Source organism: Xanthobacter pseudotagetidis (genome assembly GCF_043194795.2).
GTDB lineage: Bacteria > Pseudomonadota > Alphaproteobacteria > Rhizobiales > Xanthobacteraceae > Xanthobacter > Xanthobacter tagetidis_A.
In genome coordinates this window covers 1,752,221-1,775,377 of the sequence record NZ_CM195534.1, presented here as the reverse complement: position 1 = coordinate 1,775,377, position 23,157 = coordinate 1,752,221, and the positions used below count along the sequence as shown (strand labels likewise).

Below are 23,157 nucleotides of genomic sequence, written 5' to 3'. Positions count from 1 at the left end.
CGTTTCTCCCTTGACGCGAAGACGCCCGCCGGTCTCCCGGCGGGCGTCTCGCGTTTCAGGATGATTCCGAGGCGCCCGCCTCAGCCCCAGATGTCGGCGGTGATGCCGGCATACCAGCCCATGTTCTCCTGCTCCGTCTGCTTGCGCAGCTCGGCGCTCTCGCCGGTCTTGGAGACGAAGCCCTCCACCTCCTTGATCTTGCCCTCGGCGGGGGCGTAGCGCCCGCCCACCTTCACCGCGTCGTCGGTGTCGATGAGGCTCCAGCAGGTGTTGGCGTAGCGCGCCGGGAAGGCCTTCGAGCCGGTGAGCGCGGCGCGCGCCGCCATGGCCGCGACCTTGGCCTGGCTGTTGGCGGCGAAGGCCGACTTCGGCATGTCGCCGGGAATGGCGGCGTCGCCGACGACGAAGATGTTCGGGTCCATCTGCGAGGCCATGGTCTCCGGATCGATGGGGCAGAATCCGGAGGCATTGGCGAGCCCCGCGTCGCGGGCGATGGCGCCGGCCATCTGCGCCGGGATGACGTTCACCAAAGCGGCGTTCTTGTAGGTCTCGAAGCCGGTCACGACGGTGCCGGTCTTCGGGTCCACCGACTTCACGCCGTCATTGATGCTGGGGGCGAGCCACTCGACCATGCCCGGATAGTGGCGCTCCCAGCCCTCCTGGAACAGGCCCATCTTGGAGAACTTCTCCTTGGGGTCGATGACGATGATCTTCGCCTTGCCACGCCCCGACGCCTTGAGAACGTGCGCCATCATGGAGACGCGCTCGTAGGGCCCGGGCGGGCAGCGGTAGGGGTTGGGCGGGGCGAGCATGACGATGACGCCGCCATCCGGCACCGCGTCGAGCTTGGCCTTGAGGAGCTTGGTCTGCGGCCCAGCCTTCCAGGCGTGGGGCATGACCTCCTCGGCCGCCTTCGACCAGCCGGGCACGGAATCGTACTTGAGGTCGATGCCGGGCGCGAGCACGAGGCGGTCATAGGACAGGCGCGAGCCGTCCGCCAGCACCACCTCCTTCTTGTCGCGGTCGATGGACTTGGCGGCCTGGCGCACCATCTTCACGCCCTGGGCGGCGAGCTTGTCGTAGCCGTGCTCCAGGCTGTCGAAGGAGCGGAAGCCGCCGAGATAGAGGTTCGAGTGGAAGCAGGTGACGAACTTCGGCGCCGGCTCCACCAGCGTCACGTCCACGGCGCCGCCGGAATCCTTGGCGACGTAGCGCGCCACGGTGGCGCCGCCCGGGCCGCCGCCCACCACCACGAGGCGCGGCTTGGCCTGGCCGAGCACGGCCGGAGCCCCGAGCGTCGAGGCGAGGGCGAGCGTGCCCGCGCCGGCGACGAAGTGCCTGCGAGATATCATTGTCCGAGATATCGTTGTCATTGTCCCAGTCCTCCCTATGCCGGCCTGTCAGCCGATCTTCATGTAGGCGAAGCCCTTGTTCTGAAGCGCGCCGACGGTGGCGACGCCCGACGGCACGAAGGCGATGTAGGGCACCTTGCGCACCTTCTCCTTGTCGAGCTTCAGCCGCTCGAAGGTGATGGAACAGAGGTAGATCTTGAGCCCGTTCTTGGCGACGCCATCCACCTTCTCGAAGATGGCCGGCACCATCACCTCGTCCTTCCAGGTGGTCCCGTCGAGGTTCTCCAGGAAGAACTTCACGCCCTGCCCGTGCGCCACCACGGCGAGCTGGAGCGCGAACGGGTCCGCGCCATAGGCCGAATAGTGGTTGGAGATGTTGGTGAGCATCTGCACGAACCGCGGCGGATCGCCGAAGTCGCAGTGATAGAGGCAGGCGCTGTCCGCCTCCTTCTTGATGTCGGTGAGCTTGAGGCTCTGCGCGGCGGAGGCGGCGACGGGCGCCGCCCCGGCAAGCGCGAGGGTGCCGAGAAAGGCCCGGCGGCCGAAGTTGAACATCGTCTCCTCCTCCCATATGGGCACCTTTGCGGCGCCTCGTTGCGGTGCGCCGGGGACGCCCCCGACAGGCCAGGCCCACCTATGGCCGCGCGGAGCGGCGGGCGGGGTCTTTCAGTGCCCGCCCGCAGGCTTCAGGCTGGCGAAATAGGCCGCGAGCGCGGCCATCTCCTCCTCGGAGAGAGTGGCGGCGATGGTCCGCATCACCTCGTTGTCCCGCTCCTTCTTGCGATAGGAGTTGAGCACCGCGACGAACTGCTCCTCCGGCCAGGCGACGATCGCCGGCACGCCGGCGACCGTGGCGCCGGAGGCCTGGTGGCAGGTGACGCACTGCGAGGCGAGATAGGCGCCGTATTCGCGGTCGCCGGAGGCGCTCGCGTCCGCGGGGCCGATGAAGAGGGGCGCCAGAAACGCCGAGAGGGCGGCGCGCGAACGCACCGCCCTGGCAAGGAGCGCCCGCGATGGTCGCGGGGTCACTCCAGGTTGCCCTTCTGCTCGCCGTCCGGCGTCACGTCCAGGATTCGTGCGTGGCTGATCACCTTTACTTCCCCAGTACAATTTTTCATGCAGGGATTAGGATTCCAGAAGACCTTCTCCGCCATCTCGCGGTCATCATCGAAGAAATTTGGCCGATTCGGAAGAACAATCTTTGTGAAATTTTCCTTCGACAACACGAAATCATCTTTGACAATATCATTCAGGTTGAGAAGATACGCCACGATCGCGTAGGTCTGATCTGCGGTGAGCGACTGACCGTTGCCGAACGGCATCGCCCGGTGGATGTAGTCGAAGGCGGTCGAGGCATCGGGCCAGAACGAGCCGATGGTCTTCTCGGGCCGCTCCGACTTCAGCGTTCCCGCGCCGCCCGCAAGCACCGGCCACCGGCCGGCACCCTCGCCGAACTCGCCGTGGCACACCGCGCACTGCTCGAGGAAGGCTTCCTCGCCCTCCTTCACCGAGCCCTTGCCCTCGGGCAGGCCCAGTCCGTCCGGGCGCACGTCGATGTCCCAGGCGGCGATCTCCTCGGGAAGCGCCGGCCGGCCGAGCGCGACGACCTTGGCCGGGGGGGCGCCGGCAGCGGAAGCGGCCGCCGCGTTCACCGCCTGCTGCGCCTTGCCCTTCTCAGGCTTGGCCTGCGCCTTCTCGCCCTTCTTCGCGGGCTCGCCTTTCTGTCCGGCAGGCGCGAGCTCGGCGCGGGAGGGAAGCGCGGCGAGGGCGAGCCCGCCGGCCATGACGATGGCGACGACAAGCGCCTCAGCCGACTTCCACATTTTCCGTCTCCCCGTTGCCGCGCACCAGCCAGGTCTGGATGCCGTTGTTGTGGTAGATCGAGTTCTCGCCGCGCACCTTGCGAAGCTCGGCCTTGGTGGGCTGCACGTAGCCGGTCTCGTCCATGGCGCGGGACTGCACCATGAGCTCGCGCCCGTCCCAGTCGAAGTCGAGATAGAAGCGCGTCATCGCCATCGGCATGGCCGGCCCCTCGATGCGCGCGGTGGTCCAGTTGCGCCCACCGTCGAGCGAGACGTCCACCCGCTTGATGGTGCCGCGTCCGGACCAGGCGATGCCGGAGAGGACATTCGGCCCCTTGTGCCTGAGCGGCGCCTGCGGGCTTGGGCTCGTCACCACGGACTTGGCGTCCATGATGAAGGTGTAGCGGCGCGAGCGCCCGTCAGCGAGCAGGTCGGTGTACTTGGACGTCTCCTCGCGCTGCGCCCAGGGCTGGTCGCCCACCTCGATCCGGCGCAGCCACTTCACCCACATGTTGCCTTCCCAGCCCGGCACCACGAGCCGCACCGGATAGCCCTGCTCGGGCCGCAGCGCCTCGCCGTTCATGGCGAAGGCGACGAGACAGTCGTCGAGCGCCTTGTGGAGCGGGATCGAGCGCGTCATCACCGAGGCATCCGCCCCCTCGGCGAGCACCCATTTGCCGCTCGGCTTCACCCCCGCCGCGTCCAGGAACGCGCGCAGCGGCACCCCGGTGTAGAACACGTTGTGGATCATGCCGTGGGTGAACTGGCAGCCGTTGAGCTGGGCGCCGCGCCACTCCATGCCGGAATTGGCGGCGCACTCCAGGAAGTAGGCCCGGTTCATCCGGCCCGGCATGCGCTTGATGTCGTCGAGGGTGAACACCAGCGGCTTGTCCACGAGGCCGTGGATCATGAAGCGGTACTTGTCCGGCTCGATCTCCGCCTCGCCGCCGTGGTGGCGCACGAAGCACAGGCCGTTGGGCGTGATGACGCCGTCGAGCGCATAGAGCGGGGTGAAGCTCACCGAGCTCTCGCGGCTGGCGGTGAGCCATTCCACCTCGCGCCGCACCACGTCCTTCTCGAACTTGGAGGGCACGCCGTAGGGGTGGTTGTTGACCCCCGCGCCGAGCATCCTGGTCCATTCGGGGACAGGCACGATGTTGGGATCGGGCGTGCCGGCGCGCGCCGCGACCGCGGACAAGGGCGCGACAGCCGCCGCCCCGGCGCCGATGCCGGCGGCGGAAAGGAAGCGGCGGCGGCTGAGGGATGCGCTCCCACTCTCCTCGCCTCGCCCCTTCCCGGGTTCCTGGATCTGGGACATGGCGTCCTCCCTTAGATATTCTTTCATTCGCAAGTTTGCATATGTTCGACGGAAAGCGAAGCGCTCTTCCGCACCGTCACGCCCCGCTGACCTTCACGGAGGAATTGGGCTTGATGTCGATGGTCTTCTTGGCGGCAACGTAGCGCTCGACGATCTCCCAGATCGGCGGCCCTTCCACGTTCTGATTCACGCTCGCCCAGCCGGCGACGGTGTAGGGCTTGTCCGCCTCCACCGCCTTGCCGGTCTTCAGGAACACCATGTCGGAGATGCGCGAGCCGATGTCCTTGCCGACGTCGATGGAATAGCCCATGCCGCCCACGCGAACCATGTCGCCGCCGCCCTGGAAATAGGGATCGGGGTGGAAGATGTTGTCCGCCACATCCTCCAGCACGTCCTTCAGCTGCTTGCCGGTCATGGTCATGCGGTAGCAGGCGGGATAGGTGATGGCGGTGGCGTTGGCGACCTGATCGAAGGTGATCGGGTCGCCCGGCAGCAGGCTCGCGCCCCAGCGGAAGCCGGGCGAAAGCGCGATCTCCGCGTCGCGCTCGGCCATCATGGCGTCGCAGATCATGTCGTCCAGCGTGCCGTTGAAGTTGCCCCGGCGGTAGAGCAGGCTCCCCGCCTGCCCGAGCACGCGGTCGAGATCCTTGGCGTAGGGCGCGCGGATGTCGGCGACGAGCTTCGCCATCTCCGGATCGGGCGCGACCACGTCCGAGAACACCGGGATGAGCTGGAAGCGGAAGCCCGTGACCTTCTTGTCCTTCACGTCGAGGTCGAGGCGCGAGAGGAACTTGCCGTGGGAGCCGGTGGCCACCAGCAGGGTCTGGCCCACCTTCACCGCCGCCGGCATGGCGTCATGGGTGTGGCCGGTGAAGACGACGTCGATGCCCTTCACGCGGGACGCCATCTTGCGGTCCACGTCGAAGCCGTTGTGGGAGAGCACCGCCACCACGTCGGCGCCCTCCGCGCGGGCGGCATCCACCTGCTTCTGCATCTCCTCCTCGCGGATGCCGAACTCCCAGTCCGGGATCATCCAGCGCGGATTGGAGATCGGCGTGCGCGGGAAGGCCTGGCCGATGACCGTGACCTTGGCGCCGCCCTTCTCGAAGGTCTTGCGCGCCTCGAACACCGGCTCCTGCCATTCCACCGAGCGCACGTTCTGCGCCAGGAAGGCGAACGGCGCCTTCTCCTTGATCTCGGTGACCCGGTCGGCGCCGTAGGTGAACTCCCAGTGGCCGACCATGGCGTCGAGCTTCAGGGCGGAGAACATCTTCACCATGTCGTCGCCCTTGGTCTTGAGCGAGGTCCAGGAGCCCTGCAGGCCGTCGCCGCCATCGAGCAGCAGCACCTTGTCGTCGCCGCGCTCGGCGCGGATCGCCTTGATGAGGGTCGCCATGCGGTCCATGCCGCCCATGCGCCCGTAGGTCCTGGCGAGGTTCTGGAAGTCCAGGCTCGTCATGGCGTAGGCGTCGCGACCGCCGGCCGGGAGCTTGAAATAATCGAGGAACGCCTGGTCGGTGAGATGGGGCGGCAGGCCGCGCGCCTCGCCGACGCCCAGATTCACCGACGGCTCGCGGAAATAGATCGGCACCAGCTGGGCGTGGATGTCGGTGACGTGCAGCAGCGTCACCGTGCCCGGCGCGCCGAACTTCAGCAGGTCGCCCTGCGTGAGGCTCTGCCCGCGCGCCGCCTGGGCAAGAGCGCCAGGCTGGCCGGCGAAGAGGCCCGCGAGCGCCGTGCCGGCGATGAGGAAGTCGCGCCTGGAGATCATGTCGGTCCTGCGTTCGAGATCGGCTGCTGCGGAAGCGGCGGGCGCGCCCCTGCCCGGGACGTGCCCACCTTGGCGCGCGCCGCGCATGCGTCGCCTTTCACGCCGCGCGGCGTGTTCAGGGAACGCGCCCGTCCCTTCTGGGCGGGCTGCGGCTGGGTCGCGGGTCGGCGCCGGCCTCAGCCGACGGTCAGCTTGGCGGTCGCCTTCTGCTCGGAGCCGCCGTCGTCCTTCCAGGTGAAGGTGAACTCGCCGCTCTCGGTCGCCTTGAAGAAGAACGACTGGAACGGGTTCGCCGAAATCGCCGGGAACCAGTCGGCCTTGAAGAACGGCTTGCCGTTGAAGGCGGCCTCGAAGCTGTTGATGATGTCGCGCGGCACGGTCTTGCCGGACGAATCCTTGCGCTGGCCGCTCTCCATCTCGTGGGAGATGAGGGTCTTGATCTCGATGATCTCGCCGGCCTTGGCCTGGGCGGGCACGCGCACGCGGGGCTTGGAGGTGATGGCCATGGTGCGTTTCCTTCCTTGAGTTTCGTTGCCGGTCGCCGCGCGTCAGCCGCCGCAGCCGCCGATGGTCACCTTCACCTGCGCCTTGGCGCTGTACAGCTTGCCGTCCGACATCTCGGCCACCGCGATCACGTTCTGCGTCTGGGCGAGGCGCATGCGGGTGGAGGCGGAGGCGCGGCCGGCGGCCGGGGTGAAGTGATAGGTGACGACCTGGGGCAGCGGATTGCCGTCGGCGAAGACGTGCACCGCCTTCACGTAGTCGGCGTCCGTCATCGGGCTCTCGACCTCAAGGTTGAGTGGCACGACGAGGCCGTTCTCGGCGATCTCCGGAAGGTCCAGCTTCACCTTGCCCTCGGCCATCGACTTGCCGCCGAACAGCTTCTTCAGCTCGTCGGCGACCTGCGCCTCGCTGGCGGCAACGAGATTGGGGGCGAGCGCGGCCGCGAACGCGCCGACCGCCAAGTGAAGCGCCTGGCGGCGGGTGGGCGCAAAAGCCTTGAACGTCATCCGTTTCCTCCTCGGTGCCGCGCCGCGACGGGCGCCCTGCAATCCATGATTTTTATCGGCGGCCCTGGCGGCCTTTTGGAACGGCGGTTCGCCGATCAATTTCACATATTGTGATATCGATTTTTTTGAATGTAAAGTAGCTCCATTCGGCGTCCGCTTCGGCAAGGAGCGCGGCCGGCCGATGCGAGGAACGGCCGAGACTCCGTCCAAGAGAGCCGGACGCCGCGAGACGCCAACTTTCGGGAGGAAACATGCGACGCAAAGCCACAACCCTCAAGTTTCTGTGCGCGCTCGCTTTCGTCCTCGGCGCGCCGCTGGTCGCGGCCGCCCAGGAGGATGCCAGCGAGAAGGAGATCGAGCGCTACCGCGCCATGATCAACGATCCCATGGCCAATCCGGGCTACCTCGCGGTGGACCGGGGCGAGACGCTCTGGGCGGAGAAGCGCGGCGCCAAGAACCTGTCGCTGGAGACCTGCGACCTCGGCGTCGGTCCCGGCAAGCTCGAAGGCGCGTTCGTTCAGCTGCCGCGCTACTTCAAGGACGCCGACCAGGTGATGGACCTGGAGCAGCGCCTGCTGTGGTGCATGGAGAAGATCCAGGGCCTCGACACCAAGCCGCTCCGGGCGAAGCCGTTCTCCGGCCCTGGCCGAGGCTCGGACATGGAGGACCTCGTCGCCTTCATCGCCAACAAGTCCAACGGCATGAAGATCGACGTCGTTCTGGGCGACCCGAAGGAGAAAGAGGCCTACGCCATCGGCGAGGCGCTGTTCTTCCGTCGTTCGTCGATCAACGACTTCTCGTGCCAGACCTGCCACGCCGAGCCCGGCAAGCGCATCCGCCTGCAAGGCCTGCCGCAGCTCGACAAGCCCGGCAAGGACGCCCAGGCGACCATGAGCTCGTGGCCCACCTACCGCGTCTCGCAGAGCGCCCTGCGCACCATGCAGCACCGCCTGTGGGACTGCTACCGCCAGATGCGCATGCCGGCGCCCGACTACGGCTCGGAGGCGGTCACCGCGCTCGCGCTGTTCCTGAACAAGCAAGCCAACGGGGCCGAGCTCAACGTGCCCTCGATCAAGCGCTGAGGCGGGAGGAAGTCCATGAAACACGCATTCATCGCCGCCGCGGTCCTGGTCGTTCCCTCCCTCGCATTCGCCCAGCAGATCCCGCCCGCGCCGCAGGCGACCGTGGACCGGGTCGTCAAGGAGAGCTTCACCAAGCTGCCCGAGGGCTGGGCCGCGCGCCTGGTCCAGGACGAGACCATGCAGGTCTGCTCCCAGACCCGCAACCAGCCCTCCGCCGCCCAGGCGGACGCCATCGTCGCCCGCGAGACCAGGACCCTGGTCTTCCCCGCCGACGGCGTGATGCTCGGCGACTGGAAGGAGGGCGCCAAGGTGGCCCAGAACGGCCGCGGCGGGCAGTTCTCCGACGCGCCCGGCACGGTGAGCGGCGGCAATTGCTATGCCTGCCACCAGATGGACCCGAAGGAGGTGAGCTACGGCACGCTCGGGCCCTCGCTCACCAATTACGGCGCCGACCGCAAGTACGCCGCCGAGGACGTGAAGAGCGCCTACGCCAAGGTCTACAACGCCCAGGCCGCGTTCGCCTGCTCCTCCATGCCGCGCTTCGGCCATAACGGGGTGCTCACGGAGAAGCAGATCAAGGACGTGGTGGCCTATCTGTTCGACCCCAACTCGCCGGTGAACAAGCCGGAGAAATGAGGCCGGGACGGGCGCCCCGGGGGCGCCCGTCCTTCCTTCGCATACCGTGGCGGGGGGAAAGGCGCCGCGCCCGGCGCTACAGCTGCTTCTCGAAGAAGTGGTCCGGATAGGGGTCGTCGTTGAAGCGCTCGATCTCGCGCCAGCCGGAACCGCGATAAAGCGCGAGCGCCTCGCCCAGCGCCCCGTTGGTGTCGAGCCGCAGCGTGGTGATGTCGAGCGCGCGCGCCGCCGCCTCCACTTCGTCCATCAGGCGCCGGCCGAGTCCCAGCCCCCGCGCGGACGGCGCGATCCACAGGCGCTTCACCTCGGCCATCGGGCCGCCCGAGCCCTTCAGCCCGACGCAGCCCACCGGCAGCCCGTCCGACATGGCGAGCAGGAACACCCCGCGCGGGCGCACCATGGCCTCGGCCTCCGGATCGCGGGAGCGCCCCACGTCGAAGCCGGCCGCAAAGCGGCGCCCGAGCTCAGCGTAATACGCGCCGAGACACCAGCACGCGTCGGCGCCACGCGGGTCCGCCTCCTCGACGGTGACGCGCCCGCGTCCGAGCGTGGAGGCGACGAGGTCCATGGCGTCGAGGAGCGCCTCCGACCGTGCCGCCCGGGCAAGGAAAGACCCGGCCTGTTCGTTGGAGAGCGCCTCATAGGTCGCGAACTCCTCCCGACCGGCCCCGGTGAGCCGGGCGACGCGGCGGCGGGCGTCCTGCGGATCGGGCGACGTCTCCACAAGCCCCTCCTCCTCCAGGCCGCGCAGCAGCCGGCTCATGAGGCCCGAATCGAGGCCGAGCCGGGAGCGGATCCGGGCGACGTCGCCACAGCCCTGGCCGATGGCGTTCAGCACCCGCGCCGCGCCGAGCGGGCGCCCGCGCCCGAGGAAGGACGTGTCGAGCGCTCCCACCTCGGCGGTGACCACGCGGTTGAAGCGACGGATGCGGGCGATGGGATCTGGCAGCACAATAACTGACTTTAGTCAGAGATATGGCGCCGTCAATCGGGCGCTTGGGCCGCGCGAGGATGAGCCGGGGCCACCGCGACGCCGGAAACCCGCATGCTTCCTGCCCTCGCGGGGCATCGGCCACCGCTGCGCCCTTGCCATCGCCGCGAAACCTGCTATACGCCCCGCTTCCGTCGCACCCGGCCGGGGGCTGAACGGACGCTCTTTCTTTGCCCGGAGGCGTGCCTTGGGAAAAGGAGGGGAGGGCCAGATCGCCCGCCGTCCCGTGTCCCCGCCTTCCGAGCTTCGCGCCTTTCCGAAAGGCAAGAAGGGCTTGGCGCCGGTGGGACGGAGAGGTGAAACGAAAGGCAGCGAACACATGCCGCTCTACGAGCACGTGTTCCTCGCGCGCCAGGACGTGACGGCGCAGCAGGTCGAGGAACTGACCACCCGCTTCAAGGGTGTCATCGAGGCGAATGGCGGCTCGGTCGGAAAGACCGAGTATTGGGGCGTGAAGTCCCTTACCTATCGCATCAACAAGAACCGCAAGGCCCACTTCACGCTCATGAACATCACCGCCCCCGCGGCGGCGGTGCAGGAGCTGGAGCGCCAGCAGCGCATCGACGAAGATGTGCTGCGCATCCTGACCCTGCGCGTCGAGGAGCACGAGGAAGGTCCCTCGGCGATGCTCCAGAAGCGCGACCGCGACGACCGCGGTGAGCGGGGCGAGCGCGGCGAGCGGGGTGAGCGCGGCGGCTTCGGCGGCCGCGAGGATCGCCCGCGCCGTCCGCGCGGTGGTGAAGAGACCCAGGCCGAGGAGGAGAACTGATGGCTTTCGCATCGTCCGGCGGTGCCGGCGGCGGGCAGCGCCGTCCCTTCTTCCGCCGTCGCAAGACCTGCCCCTTCTCCGGCCCGAACGCGCCGAAGATCGACTACAAGGACGTGCGGCTCCTGCAGCGCTACATCTCCGAGCGCGGCAAGATCGTGCCCTCGCGCATCACGGCGGTGTCCGCCAAGAAGCAGCGTGAGCTCGCCGCCGCCGTCAAGCGCGCCCGCTTCCTGGGCCTGCTGCCCTTCGTGATCCGCTGAGGATCACGAACAGGGAACGCGTGATCCGCTGAGGATCACCGTGCGAACATGGTCCCCAAGGGACCCCACGCCTCCGGGCCTTCCCCGGGGGCGTCATTTTGAGATCGAGACAGGCCGCAGGGAATGAGCCCTCCGGCTTCAGTTGGGGTGGCCTTCCGCCGCCTCTAACCGCCTCAAGCGGGACAGCTCGTCCAATGGGTCCGCTGATCGTCATCGCCATCGTTGCGGGCGCCGCGTCCGCCCTTCTCGCCGCAGGCGTCGCGGCGGGATCGCTCCTGGCCGTGCCGCTGTTCTATCTCGCGCCCCTGCCGGTGATGATCGCCGGCATCGCCTTCTCGCCCTGGGCCGCGCTCGGCGCCGCCATCGTCGCCGCCGGCAGCCTCGGCTTCGTGTTCGGACGCGCGCTTCTGCTTGCCTATGTCATGGGCATGGGCGGCCCGGCCTTCGCTTTGTCCTATGCCGCCCTCCTCGCCCGCGAGGAACCGGCCGCGCGCGACGGCGTGCTCTGGTTCCCGGTGGGCGGGCTTATCGCCATGGCGGCGGGCCTCGCCACCCTGGCGGTGCTGGTGGCGCTGTTCTCCATGGCGTGGAGCTTCGAGGCCTACGAGGCCTCCGTCGTCTCCGCCTTCGAGGCGCTCGTCGGCCAGGGCGGGCAGTCGACCCTGGCAAGCGGCACCGACACGGCGACCATGGGGGCGCTGCTCGCGCGCCTGCTGCCGCCCATGGCCGGCGTGCTGAGCATGATCTCCCAGCTCGCCTGCCTCTATTTGGCGGGCAAGGCGGCGCTGGTCTCCCAGCGCCTCACGCGCCCCTGGCCCGATCTTGCCGCCTTCCGCCTGCCGCGCGGAACCCCGGTCGCGCTCGCGGGCGCGCTCGCCCTTACGCTGGCGCCGGATATGCTGGGCCTCGCCGCCTCGGTGGCGGCGGCGACGCTGATCCTCGCCTACGCGCTGGCCGGCTTCGCGCTGGTCCATGCCCTCACCCGCGGCCACAGCGCGCGCATCCTGGTGCTGAGCGGCGTGTGGATGACGAGCCTGATGCTCGGCTGGCCTCTCCTCGCCATGGCGGTCCTCGGCTTCGTGGACGCCATGCTCGACCTGCGCGCGCGGCTTGCGACGGCGAAGGGACCGCCGGCCGCCAACGATCGCTGAAAACCAGACCTATCGAAAATTCAAGGAGACACGAAAATGGACGTCATTCTTCTCGAGCGCGTCGCCAAGCTCGGCCAGATGGGCGAAGTGGTGAAGGTGCGCGATGGCTACGCCCGCAACTTCCTGCTGCCCAACGGCAAGGCCCTGCGCGCCACCAAGGCGAACAAGGACCGCTTCCAGGCCATGAAGGTGGAGCTGGAGGCCCGCAACCTGGAGCGCCGCAAGGATGCCGAGACCGTGGCGGAAAAGCTCGGCGGCCAGAGCGTAGTGATGATCCGCCAGGCCGGCGAGAGCGGCCAGCTCTACGGCTCGGTCTCCACCCGCGACATCGCCGACGGCCTGACCGCCGCCGGCTTCCACGTGGATCGCGCGCAGGTGGTGCTGAACCACCCCATCAAGACCCTGGGCGTGCACACCGTGCCCGTCACGCTCCACCCCGAGGTGGAGGTCACCGTGCAGGTGAACGTCGCCCGCAATCCGGAGGAGGCCGAGCGCCAGGCCCGCGGTGAGGACGTGCGCACGGCCCGCGACGAGGACGCCGAGATCGAGGCCGAGCTCGCCATCGAGCGGGCCGAGGTCGCCGCCGAGGTGGCGGCCGAGGAGGAGGTGGAGGGCTGACGCCATCCGCCTTCGTGTGCGCCGGCAGTGGCCGGCGCGACACCTGAAAACGCGGCGCCCCGGCCTCCGGCCGGCGGCGCCGCTGTCGTTTCCCCTCCCGGAGCGTCGCCCACCGCCACTATGGCGGGTCGACGCTGCAGAGGATGCAGAAACGGGAAACACCACTCATGGGGATGCCGCACAGCTTTTCAGCAGCCTTCGCGACTGATCGAAAATTCGGCGATCCCGGGGTGCGGCATATTGCCGGCGGGGAAAGTTGATGGTTTCATCACACCCGTTGCGGCCGAACCCGGAGGCCGGACACCGCCAAGGCCTCGGACGGCGTCGTGCCGTGGGAAGCCGAGGCGGGACCCGATGTGAACCAAGGCGGTCGGGGGTGCGTTGTTGCTAAGGGCTGCCTGCGGGTGGATCCGGCGCCGGGCGAGGGAAGGAGACGGAGCACGCGTCCGCAGGACGCACTGTGGGAGGCGGCCGATGGAACGGTTGCTGCAGAATGTTCTGGCCCGCGTGGTTCAGCGCGGCGCGCTTAAGGTCACGTCGGCTTCGGGCCGGCGCTATGTGGTGGGCGAGGCGGCAGCCGGCCCACCGCAGGTGGCGGTTCGCTTCACCTCGCCGGCTGCCGAGCGCGGGATCCTGCTCGATCCGGAGTTGCGCCTGGGCGAAGCCTACATGGACGGCACGCTGGTGGTGGAGGAAGGCTCGCTCGCCGACCTTCTCGACCTGCTGATGTCGCAGCCCGAAGCGGTGAACCCCACGCTCCCCTCACGGCTCCTCTACCGCCTGCGAGTCGCCTTGCGGCGGATCGCCCAGTTCAATCCGCGCGGCCGCTCACAGCGCAACGTCGCGCATCACTACGACATCGACGGACGGCTCTACTCGCTCTTCCTCGATGCCGACCGGCAGTATTCCTGCGCCTATTTCGAGACGCCGGAGCAGCGGCTCGATGACGCCCAGCTCGCCAAGAAGCGCCATATCGCGGCGAAGCTGGTGATGGACCGGCCCGGCCTCCGCGTGCTCGACATCGGCTCGGGCTGGGGCGGGCTCGGCCTCTATCTCGCGGAGATGACGGGCGCCCGCGTCACCGGCGTCACCCTCTCCAGGGAGCAGTTGGAGATGGCGCGCAACCGGGCGCGCGAGCGCGGGCTCGCGGACCGGGTCGAGTTCCGCATGCAGGACTACAGGGACATCCCGGAGACCTTCGATCGCGTCGTCTCCGTGGGCATGTTCGAGCATGTGGGGGTGGATCACTTCGCCACCTTCTTCCACAAGGCGAAGGCGCTGCTGAAGCCGGACGGGGTGATGCTGCTGCACGCCATTGGCCGCTCCGACCCGCCCGGAGTGACCAACCCCTTCATCGCCAAGTACATCTTCCCGGGTGGCTACATCCCGGCACTGTCGGAGGTCCTGCCCTATGTGGAGCGTGCGGGGCTCGTCGTCACCGACATCGAGCTCCTGCGCCTGCACTACGCGGAGACGCTGAAGGCTTGGCGCGAGCGCTTCCGCGCGCGGTGGGAGGAGGCTGTGCGCCTCACCGACGAGCGCTTCTGCCGCATGTGGGAATTCTATCTCGCCGCCAGCGAGATGGCGTTCCGCCACCAGGGCCTCAACGTGTTCCAGATCCAGCTCGCCCGACGGCAGGAGACGGTGCCGCTCACCCGCGGCTACATCGCCGAGGCGGAGGCAGCCCTGCGCCGGCGCGAGGCGGAGGCCTGCCCGCCGCTGCGGCTCGCGGGGGAATAGGCACGCGATCGGCCATCGCCGTGGTCGCCCGCTTTCTCGGCTCGTCATCCCCCCGGCGGGGAGATTCACGTCCGGCCGTGGCGCCAGCCTGCCGGGCATCGTGCGGGATGGCAGGGTGGATGCCCCGGACAAGCCGGGGCATGACGGTGCTCGGGAGACCACCCCCTACAGGAAATAGAGGAACGTCAGCAGGATGAAGCCCGGCACCAGGAAGCCCACCGACCAGACCATGTAGCCGAAGAAGCTCGGCATCTTCACGCCCCGATGCTTGGCGATGGACAGCACCATGAAGTTCGGCGCGTTGCCGATATAGGTCATGGCGCCCATGAACACCGCGCCGGCCGAGATCGCCTCCAGCGTCACCGCCAAGGGCCCCATGAGCTGGTGCGGGTCGCCGCCGGCGAGATTGAAGAACACGAGATAGGTGGGCGCGTTGTCGAGGAAGGCCGAGAGCGTGCCGGTCAGCCAGAAGTACCACACGTTCACGGGCTGGCCGTCCGGGCCCGTCACCAGCTGCACCAGCGGCGAGAACACGCCGCGCTCGCCCGCCTTCAGGATCGCGATCACCGGGATGATGGTGAGGAAGATGGCGGCGAACAGCTTCGCCACCTCGCGGATCGGCTCCCAGTCGAAGCCGTTGCGCTCGCGCACCAGCTTCGGAGTGATGGCGAGGGAGACCAGGGCGATCACCACCAGCAGCACGTCGCGCACCATCCACTGCAGTTCCACGTGGGTGCCGTAGATGTTGAACGTGATGCCGGGCTTCCACAGCGCCGAGAGCAGGATGGCGCCGATGACGCCGCCGAGCAGCGGCAGATTCTGCGCCCCGCGCAGGCCCAGGCCCTCGGTATCAGGGGTCGGGTCGCGGCGCAGCTTCATGCCGCCTTCCTTGCGGTAGTAATAGGTATCGAGCGCGAAGAAGGCGCCGAGCAGCAGCACCGCCATCACCACCGTGTCGTGGAACAGGTGGGTGGTGGTCCAGAAGAAGTTCACGCCCTTCAGGAAGCCGAGGAACAGCGGCGGATCGCCGAGCGGGGTGAGCGAGCCGCCGATGTTCGACACCAGGAAGATGAAGAACACCACCGTGTGCACGTTGTAGCGCCGCTCGTCATTGGCGCGCAGCAGGGGGCGGATGAGCACCATGGAGGCGCCGGTGGTGCCGATCACGCTCGCCAGGATGGTGCCGATGGCCAGCAGCGCCGTGTTGGTCACCGGGCTGCCGTGCAGGTTGCCGGTGACCAGGATGCCACCCGAGACGGTGAAGAGCGCGAACAGCAGGATGATGAACGGGATGTATTCCAGCAGCGCCGTGTGCACCACCTCATGCGCCGTCGCCGAGGGGCCGTAGGTCAGCGCGAACGGCAGCGCGAAGGCGAGGCCCCAGAACAGCGCCACCTTGCCGTAGTGGTGGTGCCAGAAATGGCCGGCGAGAAGCGGAAACAGGGCGATCGACAGCAGCATGCCCACGAACGGCAGCGCCCACAGCGGCGAGAGCGAGGCGCCATCCAGCACCGGCGCGCCATCGGCGGCGAGGACGCCCGAAGCGCCACTGAAGAGAAGGACAGCCGCGCCGGCAAGCCCGAGAGAAGACCTGACACACCGCCGCACCGCTGTCATTTCCCCACCTCTGTGTCTTTTGAGTGCCGCCCTGTGATGGACGATAGGGCGGCGTGAGGCAAGGGCGGCTACCCTCAAATGGACGCCAGGGCGGTGGCCAATCTTCCCCAGCGTCCCCGGCACCCGCAGGATGGCCCGGACGGGACCCACGAAACGGCACCGCGCCATTGACCCCGGCGCCGGTTTCTGCCCAAGTGCCGCCGCGTTTCGATCCCAGCACAAGACGATGAGCCAAGAACCCACACAGGAGCGGGCAAGCGACCGCTACAACGCCCGCGAGATAGAGCCGCGCTGGCAGAAGATCTGGAAGGAGCGCGGCGTCTTCCGCACGCGCAACGACGATCCGCGCCCGAAATTCTACGTGTTGGAGATGTTCCCCTATCCGTCGGGGCGAATCCATATCGGCCACGGGCGCAACTACGTCATGGGCGACGTGCTGGCGCGCTACAAGCGCATGGCCGGCTTCAACGTGCTGCACCCCATGGGCTGGGACGCCTTCGGCCTGCCGGCGGAGAACGCCGCCATCGAGCGCGGCGTCCACCCCAAGGAGTGGACGTACGAGAACATCGCCACCATGCGCGAGCAGCTCCAGCTGCTCGGCCTCTCGCTGGACTGGGACCGCGAGATCGCCACCTGCGACGCCTCCTATTATGTGGAGCAGCAGCGCATCTTCCTGGACTTCCTGGATCACGGCCTCGCCTATCGCAAGGAGAGCGAGGTCAATTGGGACCCGGTGGACAACACCGTGCTCGCCAACGAGCAGGTGATCGACGGGCGCGGCTGGCGCTCCGGCGCGGTGGTGGAGCGGCGCAAGCTGTCCCAGTGGTTCTTCCGCATCACCCACTTCGCCCAGGAGCTGCTCGACGCCATCGACACCCTCGACCGCTGGCCCGACAAGGTGCGCCTCATGCAGCGCAACTGGATCGGCCGCTCCGAGGGCATGGAGGTGCTGTTCGAGTTCGCGAAGGATGCGGCGCCCGCCGGCGAGAAGGCCGTGAAGGTCTACACCACCCGCCCGGACACCCTCTTCGGCGCGGCCTTCCTGGCCCTCTCCCCGGACCATCCGCTCACCCAGGCCCTGGCGGCGAAGACCAAGGCGCTCGCCGACTTCGTGGCAGAGTGCAAGAAGGGGGGCACCTCGGCCGAGGAGATCGAGACCCAGGAGAAGATGGGATTCGACACCGGCCTGAAGGTGGTGCACCCGCTGGACGACAAGCGCGCCGTGCCGGTCTATGTCGCCAATTTCGTGCTGATGGACTACGGCACCGGCGCCATCTTCGGCTGCCCGGCGCACGACCAGCGCGACCTGGACTTCGCCCGCAAGTACGATCTGCCGGTCGTGCCCGTGGTGCTGCCGCCCGGCGCCGATGCCGGCGCGTTCGCCGTGGGCGACGAGGCCTATGACGGCGACGGCACGCTCATCAATTCCGGCTTCCTGGACGGCATGAGCGTCCCCGACGCCAAGGAGGCGGTGGCCCGGCGCCTGGAGCGCTTCCGCGTCGGCGACGCGCCCCAGGGCACGCGCAAGGTGAACTTCCGCCTCAGAGACTGGGGCATCTCGCGCCAGCGCTACTGGGGCTGCCCGATCCCGGTGATCCACTGCGAGAGCTGCGGGCCGGTGGGCGTGCCGCGCGACGAGCTGCCGGTGCTGCTGCCGGAGGACGTGACCTTCGACCGCCCCGGCAACCCGCTCGACCGGGCGAAGGCCTGGCGCGAGGTCGCCTGCCCCAAGTGCGGCAAGCCGGCCCGGCGCGAGACCGACACCATGGACACGTTCGTGGATTCGTCCTGGTACTTCCTGCGCTATGCCTCGGACAACGCCCAGCGGCCGCTGGACAAGCAGGCGGTCGCGCACTGGCTGCCGGTGGACCAGTATATCGGCGGCATCGAGCACGCGATCCTGCACCTGCTCTATTCGCGCTTCTTCACCCGGGCGCTGAAGGCCTGCGGACGGATCGACCTGGAGGAGCCGTTCGCCGGCCTCTTCACCCAGGGCATGATCGTCCACGAGACCTACAAGGACCAGGACGGCAAGTGGCTGTTCCCCGAGGAGGTGAAGGTCCTCGGCAACGGCAAGGCGGTGAAGATCGACGACGGCACCCCGGTCGCGGTCGCCCCGCCCGAGAAGATGTCGAAGTCGAAGCGCAACGTGGTCGCCCCCGAGGCGGTGGCCGACACGTACGGCGTCGACTGCGCCCGCTGGTTCATGCTCTCCGACACCCCGCCCGAGCGCGACAGCGAATGGACGCAGGGCGGCATCGAGGGCGCCTGGCGCTTCGTCCAGCGCATCTGGCGCCTGGTGAACGAGGCGATCGAGCTCGGCGCGCCCAAGGCGGTCAACCGGCCCGATTCGTTCGGTGAGCCGGCGCTCGCTCTGCGCCGCGCCGCCCACGGCCTCGCCGCGCAGGTGGCCGACGACGTGGAGCGCCTGCGCTTCAACGTGGCGGTGGCGCACGTCTACGAGTTCACCAACGCCTTCGCCTCGGCGGTCGCGGCCGCGCGCGCCCTGAAGGAGGTGCCGGCGGACCTCGCCTACGCGCTGCGCGAGGCGGCGGAGATCGCGGTGCTGGTGATCGCCCCCATGACGCCGCACCTCGCCGAGGAATGCTGGGCCGCGCTCGGCCATGAGGGGCTGGTGGCCGAGGCCGGGTGGCCGCGCGTGGACGCGGCGCTGCTGCGCCGGGATACCGTCACCCTGCCGATCCAGATCAACGGCAAGAAGCGCGACGACATCGTCGTGCCGCGCGAGGCCACCACCGCCGAGGTGGAAGAGGCGGTGCTGCAACTCGAAAGCGTGCGCAAGGCACTCGACGGGCGCGCGCCAAAGCGTATCATTGTGGTGCCGCAGAGGATCGTGAATGTGGTCGCCTGATACCGAACACCGCGCCGGCCGCTCGTCCATGGTGGCCGCGTCAGCGAAGGATGATGCCGGCCGCGCCGCTTTCGGCGGTAGCGGACGCACGGGGCTGCTCGCGCGGCTCGCCGTGGTGGGACTGCTGTCCGGCGCCCTCGCCGGCTGCTTCCAGCCGCTCTATGCGGAAAGCAACACCACCGCCGGCCCCTCGCTCATGGAGAGCATGCGCGAGGTGGAGATCGTCCAGATCCAGGGCCGGATCGGCAACGAGCTGCGCAACGACCTGATCTTCGCCCTCACCGGCGGGGAGGGCAATCCCAAGCACGTGCCCTACCAGATGATCATCTCGGTGCAGTCGTCGGTCGCCTCGGCGATCGTGAACTCGGGCTCCGGCCTGCCGGAGAACCAGATCGTCCGCGTCACCGGCAACTGGAAGCTGGTGCGGTCCGGCGACGAGAAGAAGAAGCCGGTGATCGAGGGCTCCGCCTCCGGCTCCGGCACCATCGACGTGAGCGACCAGCGCTACGCCAACTACGCCGCAGCCCGCGACGCCGAGAACCGCGCCGCCCGCATCGTCGCCGACCAGATCAAGGCGCAGATCGCCGCCTATTTCATCCGCAAGAAGAACGACCCCACGTTCGAGCAGTCCAAGGCCCAGGGCAGCTAGCCCATGGTGGCCGTGCGGCCGGGTGACGCGGACGCCGCGCTCGCCCGGCGCGACCCCTCAAAGCAGGTGGTGCTCATCTTCGGGCCGGACATGGGCCTCGTGCGCGAGCGCGCGAGCGCCCTGGTGCGACGCGCCATCCCCGACGCTTCCGACCCCTTCGCCCTGGTGCGCCTCGACGGCGACGAGCTGGCGTCCGACCCGCGCCGCCTCGTGGACGAGACGCGCACCATCGGCCTGTTCGGCGGCGAGCGGGTGGTCTGGGTGCGCGCCGGCTCACGCAACATCGTGCCGGCGCTGGCCCCGGTGCTCGCGGAGCCGTCCGGCGCGCTGGTTGTGGTGGAGGCCGGCGACCTCAAGCGCGGCGCGCCGCTGCGCGCGGCCTGCGAGAACTCGCCCCACGCCCTCGCCATCGCCTGCTACGCCGACACCGAGCGCGACCTCGCCCGCCTGGTGGACACCATGCTCGGCGAGGCCGGCCTCGCCATCGATCCGGACGCGCGCGAGCTGCTGGTCTCGCTGATCGGCGGCGACCGCCTCGCCTCGCGCGGGGAGATCGCCAAGCTCGCCCTCTATGCGCAAGGCGGAAAGCGGGTGCGCGCGGACGACGTGCGCGCCATCGTCGGCGACGCCTCCGCCTTGGCGCTCGACGACGTGGTGGACGCGGCGCTTGCCGGCGAGACGGCGGATGCGGTCATAGCGCTCGGCAAGGCGTTCGGCGCCGCCACCCGGCCGGACGCGGTGCTGGGGGCGCTGCTGCGCGCCCTCGCGTCCCTGCACCAGATGGCGCTCCAGGTGGAGGCGGGCGCGTCCGTCGACCGGGTGATCGACGGCGCCCGGCCGCAGGTGCACTTCTCGCGCAAGCCCAAGCTGACCGCGGCGCTCCGGGCGCTGCCGGCCGGCCGCGTGCTGAAGGCCATGCTGGCGGTGGACGAGGCCATCCTCGCCGCCCGCCGCAGCGCCCCCCTCGCCCAGGCCATCTGCGAGCGCACCGTGCTCCAGGTGGCGCAGCAGGCAGCGGCGGGGAAGAGGCGGGGGCGCTGACGCGTCGTCGGCTCGGGCGGGCAGCCGGAAGTGGCCCGCCGCCCCGGCAGGCCGTCGCGGCGCCGTCCCCAATCTCTCCCCCCTCCCGCCGGGTGGATGGGAGCCGTCCAAGGGCCAGGCAAGCGGCATGGCATGGATGCCCGGCTCAAGGCCGGGCATGACGGGAGCGGCCGATCGTAGGTCCCCGGAAGAGTTTCGCCGTCATGCCCCGGCTCGTCCGGGGCATCCACCTCCTCGCTTGCACCCCCTCGCTTGCACCCCGCTCTCACGGCAGACAGCCGGCCCGGCCGCAGAGTGGATCCCCCGGACAAGCCGGGGGATGACGGCGCGCATGGGATGAGGCGGCCCGTGCGCACAGCCATCTCAAACAAAAAAGGCGGCCTCTCGGCCGCCTTTTCCGCTTTCCAATGGTCCGTTCAATTATCCAGGAAGCTCCTGAGCTTCCTCGACCGGCTCGGATGCTTCAGCTTCCTGAGCGCCTTGGCCTCGATCTGGCGGATGCGCTCGCGCGTCACCGAGAACTGCTGGCCCACTTCCTCAAGGGTGTGGTCGGTGTTCATGCCGATGCCGAAGCGCATGCGCAGCACGCGCTCCTCGCGGGGCGTGAGCGAGGCGAGCACCCGCGTCGTGGTCTCGCGCAGGTTGGACTGGATCGCGGCGTCGATGGGCAGGACCGCGTTCTTGTCCTCGATGAAGTCGCCGAGGTGGCTGTCCTCCTCGTCGCCGATGGGCGTCTCGAGGGAGATGGGCTCCTTGGCGATCTTCAGCACCTTGCGCACCTTCTCCAGCGGCATGCCAAGCTTCTCGGCCAGTTCCTCCGGGGTCGGCTCGCGGCCGATCTCGTGCAGCATCTGCCGCGAGGTGCGCACGATCTTGTTGATGGTCTCGATCATGTGCACGGGGATGCGGATGGTGCGGGCCTGGTCGGCGATCGAGCGGGTGATCGCCTGCCGGATCCACCAGGTGGCATAGGTGGAGAACTTGTAGCCGCGCCGGTACTCGAACTTGTCGACCGCCTTCATGAGGCCGATGTTGCCCTCCTGGATCAGGTCCAGGAACTGCAGGCCGCGGTTGGTGTACTTCTTGGCGATGGAGATGACGAGGCGCAGGTTGGCCTCCACCATTTCCTTCTTCGCCTGGCGGGCTTCCTTCTCGCCCTTCTGCACCATCTGGACGATCTTGCGGAACTCGGAGATCTCCAGGCCGGTCTCGGTGGCGAGGCCGTGGATGTCGCCGCGCAGGTCCTTGATCATCTCCTTCTCGTGGGCGACGAAGCCCTTCCAGCCCTTGGAGCCGAGCTTGGAGACGCGCAGCACCCACTTGGGATCGAGCTCGGAGCCCATGTACTGCTTGAGGAAGTCGTCGCGGGCGACGCCGTAGCTGTCGGCGAGGCGCAACAGGCGGCCCTCCAGGCCCACGAGGCGCTTGTTGATCTCGTAGAGCTGCTCCACCAAAGCGTCGATGCGCTGCTGGTTGAGGGAGAGGGACTTCACGTCGGCGACGAGGTCCTCCTTCAGCTTCTTCGCCTTGCGCTCCTGGGCCGGGGAGAGCGTCTCGTTCTTCAGCTTCGATTCGACGTTCTGGTCCTGGAGCCGGCGCAGCTTGGTGTAGCTGGAGGCGATGCGGTCGAAGGTCTCCACCACCTTCGGCTTGATCTCCGCCTCCATGGCGGCGAGCGACATGGAATTCTCCATGTCGTCCTCGTCACCCTCGGGCCCGGCGCCGTCACCCAGAAGGCCGTCCTCGCCCGCCTCGGGGGCAAGCGCGGTCTCCTCGCCCATGGCGGCGGGCGGGTTCTTGCCCTCGGGGCCGGCATAGGTGGCTTCGAGGTCGATGATGTCACGCAGCAGCACGCGCGCCTCGGTGAGCTCGTCGCGCCAGATGATGATCGCCTGGAAGGTGAGCGGGCTCTCGCACAGGCCTGCGATCATCGCCTCGCGGCCGGCCTCGATGCGCTTGGCGATGGCGATCTCGCCCTCGCGGGAGAGCAGCTCCACCGAGCCCATCTCGCGCAGGTACATGCGCACCGGATCGTCGGTGCGCTCGGCCGGCTCGGACTTGGTCTCCGAACGCGTGACGGCGCGCGGGGACGCCTCGGCAAGCTCGCCGCCCTCCGCCTCCTCGGGCTCCTCGGCGGCCTCGCCTTCCTCGCCGCTCTCCTCGGTCTCGGCCTCCTCGGCCTCGATCACGTTGATGCCCATGTCGTTGAGCATCGCCAGGGTGTCCTCGATCTGCTCGGAGGTCACCTCCTCGGAGGGCATCACCTCGTTGAGCTGCTCGTAGGTCACGTATCCACGGCGCTTGGCGTTCTTGATCATCTTCCGGACGGCCGCGTCCGAGAGGTCGAGCAGCGGCCCGTCGGGCGCATCGCTCTCCTTCTCCGGAGCCTCGGTCGTCTCGGCAGACTGTTTCGCCATGGACTTCTCCTGCTGATCTCGCCGGCTAGAAACGGCAAGACGGCGGCGCGGCCCCTCGGCC

The 23,157-nt window shown here is 68.7% G+C and carries 21 protein-coding genes; 10 read left to right on the top strand and 11 right to left on the bottom strand.

What is annotated here, in order from left to right:
- Positions 1-80: 80 nt before the first annotated feature.
- The 8 genes from V5F67_RS08210 to soxY all read right to left on the bottom strand — a co-directional run bounded on the left by V5F67_RS08210 (position 81) and on the right by soxY (position 7,253).
- Entirely contained in the window at positions 81-1,352 is a 1,272-nt protein-coding gene (locus tag V5F67_RS08210; RefSeq protein WP_394021298.1) for an FCSD flavin-binding domain-containing protein, read from the bottom strand.
- Positions 1,353-1,400: 48 nt separating this feature from the next.
- The gene (locus V5F67_RS08205; RefSeq protein WP_394021299.1) at positions 1,401-1,907 is read right to left on the bottom strand and encodes a DsrE family protein; all 507 of its coding nucleotides are present in this window, start codon (positions 1,905-1,907) and stop codon (positions 1,401-1,403) included.
- A gap of 111 nt (positions 1,908-2,018) precedes the next feature.
- Entirely contained in the window at positions 2,019-2,381 is a 363-nt protein-coding gene (locus V5F67_RS08200; protein ID WP_394021300.1) for a c-type cytochrome, read from the bottom strand.
- A complete protein-coding gene (locus V5F67_RS08195) occupies positions 2,378-3,136 on the bottom strand; it encodes a c-type cytochrome (protein ID WP_394021301.1) in 759 nt (252 codons plus the stop codon). The genes V5F67_RS08200 and V5F67_RS08195 overlap by 4 nt, the downstream gene beginning before the upstream one ends.
- 22 nt (positions 3,137-3,158) lie before the next feature.
- On the bottom strand, positions 3,159-4,472 hold the full coding sequence (gene soxC / locus V5F67_RS08190; protein WP_394021302.1) for a sulfite dehydrogenase: 1,314 nt from the start codon (positions 4,470-4,472) through the stop codon (positions 3,159-3,161).
- Between the two features lie 76 nt (positions 4,473-4,548).
- On the bottom strand, positions 4,549-6,243 hold the full coding sequence (gene soxB, locus V5F67_RS08185; protein ID WP_394021303.1) for a thiosulfohydrolase SoxB: 1,695 nt from the start codon (positions 6,241-6,243) through the stop codon (positions 4,549-4,551).
- 176 nt (positions 6,244-6,419) lie between these two features.
- Entirely contained in the window at positions 6,420-6,749 is a 330-nt protein-coding gene (gene soxZ / locus V5F67_RS08180; protein WP_394021304.1) for a thiosulfate oxidation carrier complex protein SoxZ, read from the bottom strand.
- A 42-nt stretch (positions 6,750-6,791) separates the two neighbouring features.
- The gene (gene soxY, locus V5F67_RS08175; RefSeq protein ID WP_394021305.1) at positions 6,792-7,253 is read right to left on the bottom strand and encodes a thiosulfate oxidation carrier protein SoxY; all 462 of its coding nucleotides are present in this window, start codon (positions 7,251-7,253) and stop codon (positions 6,792-6,794) included.
- Positions 7,254-7,504: 251 nt separating this feature from the next.
- On the opposite strand from soxY, the gene soxA reads away from it, so the two are divergent.
- On the top strand, positions 7,505-8,335 hold the full coding sequence (gene soxA, locus V5F67_RS08170; protein ID WP_394021306.1) for a sulfur oxidation c-type cytochrome SoxA: 831 nt from the start codon (positions 7,505-7,507) through the stop codon (positions 8,333-8,335).
- Between the two features lie 15 nt (positions 8,336-8,350).
- Positions 8,351-8,971, top strand: coding sequence for a sulfur oxidation c-type cytochrome SoxX (gene soxX / locus V5F67_RS08165; protein ID WP_394021307.1), 621 nt, complete (start codon positions 8,351-8,353; stop codon positions 8,969-8,971).
- A gap of 76 nt (positions 8,972-9,047) precedes the next feature.
- Here the strand turns inward: soxX and V5F67_RS08160 are convergent, their stop codons facing one another.
- Positions 9,048-9,923: a bifunctional helix-turn-helix transcriptional regulator/GNAT family N-acetyltransferase gene (locus V5F67_RS08160; protein WP_394021308.1), complete on the bottom strand. Its 876-nt coding sequence runs from the start codon at positions 9,921-9,923 to the stop codon at positions 9,048-9,050.
- 358 nt (positions 9,924-10,281) lie between these two features.
- On the opposite strand from V5F67_RS08160, the gene rpsF reads away from it, so the two are divergent.
- From rpsF to V5F67_RS08135, 5 genes are all read left to right on the top strand, one after another.
- Positions 10,282-10,731 (top strand): 30S ribosomal protein S6, encoded by a 450-nt coding sequence (gene rpsF / locus V5F67_RS08155; protein WP_394021309.1) that lies wholly within the window; start codon positions 10,282-10,284, stop codon positions 10,729-10,731.
- On the top strand, positions 10,731-10,991 hold the full coding sequence (gene rpsR, locus V5F67_RS08150; RefSeq protein ID WP_394021310.1) for a 30S ribosomal protein S18: 261 nt from the start codon (positions 10,731-10,733) through the stop codon (positions 10,989-10,991). The genes rpsF and rpsR overlap by 1 nt, the downstream gene beginning before the upstream one ends.
- A 194-nt stretch (positions 10,992-11,185) precedes the next feature.
- Entirely contained in the window at positions 11,186-12,142 is a 957-nt protein-coding gene (locus V5F67_RS08145) for a DUF2232 domain-containing protein (protein ID WP_394021311.1), read from the top strand.
- A gap of 36 nt (positions 12,143-12,178) precedes the next feature.
- Positions 12,179-12,760: a 50S ribosomal protein L9 gene (gene rplI, locus V5F67_RS08140; protein WP_394021312.1), complete on the top strand. Its 582-nt coding sequence runs from the start codon at positions 12,179-12,181 to the stop codon at positions 12,758-12,760.
- Between the two features lie 474 nt (positions 12,761-13,234).
- Entirely contained in the window at positions 13,235-14,500 is a 1,266-nt protein-coding gene (locus V5F67_RS08135; RefSeq protein WP_394021313.1) for a cyclopropane fatty acid synthase, read from the top strand.
- A 165-nt stretch (positions 14,501-14,665) separates the two neighbouring features.
- On the opposite strand, the gene V5F67_RS08130 is transcribed toward V5F67_RS08135, so the two are convergent.
- Complete coding sequence (locus tag V5F67_RS08130; protein ID WP_394021314.1) at positions 14,666-16,117, bottom strand: sodium:proton antiporter; 1,452 nt, start codon at positions 16,115-16,117, stop codon at positions 14,666-14,668.
- A 226-nt stretch (positions 16,118-16,343) separates the two neighbouring features.
- Between V5F67_RS08130 and leuS the strand changes: the two genes are divergently transcribed.
- Genes leuS through holA form a run of 3 tightly spaced genes read left to right on the top strand, consistent with a single transcriptional unit; the run spans position 16,344 to position 20,679 of the window.
- Positions 16,344-18,989 (top strand): leucine--tRNA ligase, encoded by a 2,646-nt coding sequence (gene leuS, locus V5F67_RS08125; protein WP_394021315.1) that lies wholly within the window; start codon positions 16,344-16,346, stop codon positions 18,987-18,989.
- Complete coding sequence (lptE, locus tag V5F67_RS08120; RefSeq protein ID WP_394021316.1) at positions 18,976-19,638, top strand: LPS assembly lipoprotein LptE; 663 nt, start codon at positions 18,976-18,978, stop codon at positions 19,636-19,638. Before leuS ends, lptE begins: the two co-directional genes overlap by 14 nt.
- Positions 19,639-19,641: 3 nt before the next feature.
- Positions 19,642-20,679: a DNA polymerase III subunit delta gene (holA, locus tag V5F67_RS08115; RefSeq protein ID WP_394021317.1), complete on the top strand. Its 1,038-nt coding sequence runs from the start codon at positions 19,642-19,644 to the stop codon at positions 20,677-20,679.
- Positions 20,680-21,095: 416 nt separating this feature from the next.
- On the opposite strand, the gene rpoD is transcribed toward holA, so the two are convergent.
- Positions 21,096-23,096, bottom strand: coding sequence for an RNA polymerase sigma factor RpoD (gene rpoD, locus V5F67_RS08110; protein WP_394021318.1), 2,001 nt, complete (start codon positions 23,094-23,096; stop codon positions 21,096-21,098).
- Positions 23,097-23,157 lie beyond the last annotated feature (61 nt).

Bases quoted from the DNA above. Each gene is read 5' to 3' on its own strand.
- V5F67_RS08210 (WP_394021298.1), bottom strand. From the start codon at position 1,352: ATGATATCTCGCAGGCACTTCGTCGCCGGCGCGGGCACGCTCGCCCTC.
- V5F67_RS08205 (WP_394021299.1), bottom strand. From the start codon at position 1,907: ATGTTCAACTTCGGCCGCCGGGCCTTTCTCGGCACCCTCGCGCTTGCC.
- V5F67_RS08195 (WP_394021301.1), bottom strand. From the start codon at position 3,136: ATGGCCGGCGGGCTCGCCCTCGCCGCGCTTCCCTCCCGCGCCGAGCTC.
- soxC (WP_394021302.1), bottom strand. From the start codon at position 4,472: ATGTCCCAGATCCAGGAACCCGGGAAGGGGCGAGGCGAGGAGAGTGGG.
- soxB (WP_394021303.1), bottom strand. From the start codon at position 6,243: ATGATCTCCAGGCGCGACTTCCTCATCGCCGGCACGGCGCTCGCGGGC.
- soxZ (WP_394021304.1), bottom strand. From the start codon at position 6,749: ATGGCCATCACCTCCAAGCCCCGCGTGCGCGTGCCCGCCCAGGCCAAG.
- soxY (WP_394021305.1), bottom strand. From the start codon at position 7,253: ATGACGTTCAAGGCTTTTGCGCCCACCCGCCGCCAGGCGCTTCACTTG.
- soxA (WP_394021306.1), top strand. From the start codon at position 7,505: ATGCGACGCAAAGCCACAACCCTCAAGTTTCTGTGCGCGCTCGCTTTC.
- soxX (WP_394021307.1), top strand. From the start codon at position 8,351: ATGAAACACGCATTCATCGCCGCCGCGGTCCTGGTCGTTCCCTCCCTC.
- rpsF (WP_394021309.1), top strand. From the start codon at position 10,282: ATGCCGCTCTACGAGCACGTGTTCCTCGCGCGCCAGGACGTGACGGCG.
- rpsR (WP_394021310.1), top strand. From the start codon at position 10,731: ATGGCTTTCGCATCGTCCGGCGGTGCCGGCGGCGGGCAGCGCCGTCCC.
- V5F67_RS08145 (WP_394021311.1), top strand. From the start codon at position 11,186: ATGGGTCCGCTGATCGTCATCGCCATCGTTGCGGGCGCCGCGTCCGCC.
- rplI (WP_394021312.1), top strand. From the start codon at position 12,179: ATGGACGTCATTCTTCTCGAGCGCGTCGCCAAGCTCGGCCAGATGGGC.
- V5F67_RS08135 (WP_394021313.1), top strand. From the start codon at position 13,235: ATGGAACGGTTGCTGCAGAATGTTCTGGCCCGCGTGGTTCAGCGCGGC.
- V5F67_RS08130 (WP_394021314.1), bottom strand. From the start codon at position 16,117: ATGACAGCGGTGCGGCGGTGTGTCAGGTCTTCTCTCGGGCTTGCCGGC.
- leuS (WP_394021315.1), top strand. From the start codon at position 16,344: ATGAGCCAAGAACCCACACAGGAGCGGGCAAGCGACCGCTACAACGCC.
- lptE (WP_394021316.1), top strand. From the start codon at position 18,976: ATGTGGTCGCCTGATACCGAACACCGCGCCGGCCGCTCGTCCATGGTG.
- holA (WP_394021317.1), top strand. From the start codon at position 19,642: ATGGTGGCCGTGCGGCCGGGTGACGCGGACGCCGCGCTCGCCCGGCGC.
- rpoD (WP_394021318.1), bottom strand. From the start codon at position 23,096: ATGGCGAAACAGTCTGCCGAGACGACCGAGGCTCCGGAGAAGGAGAGC.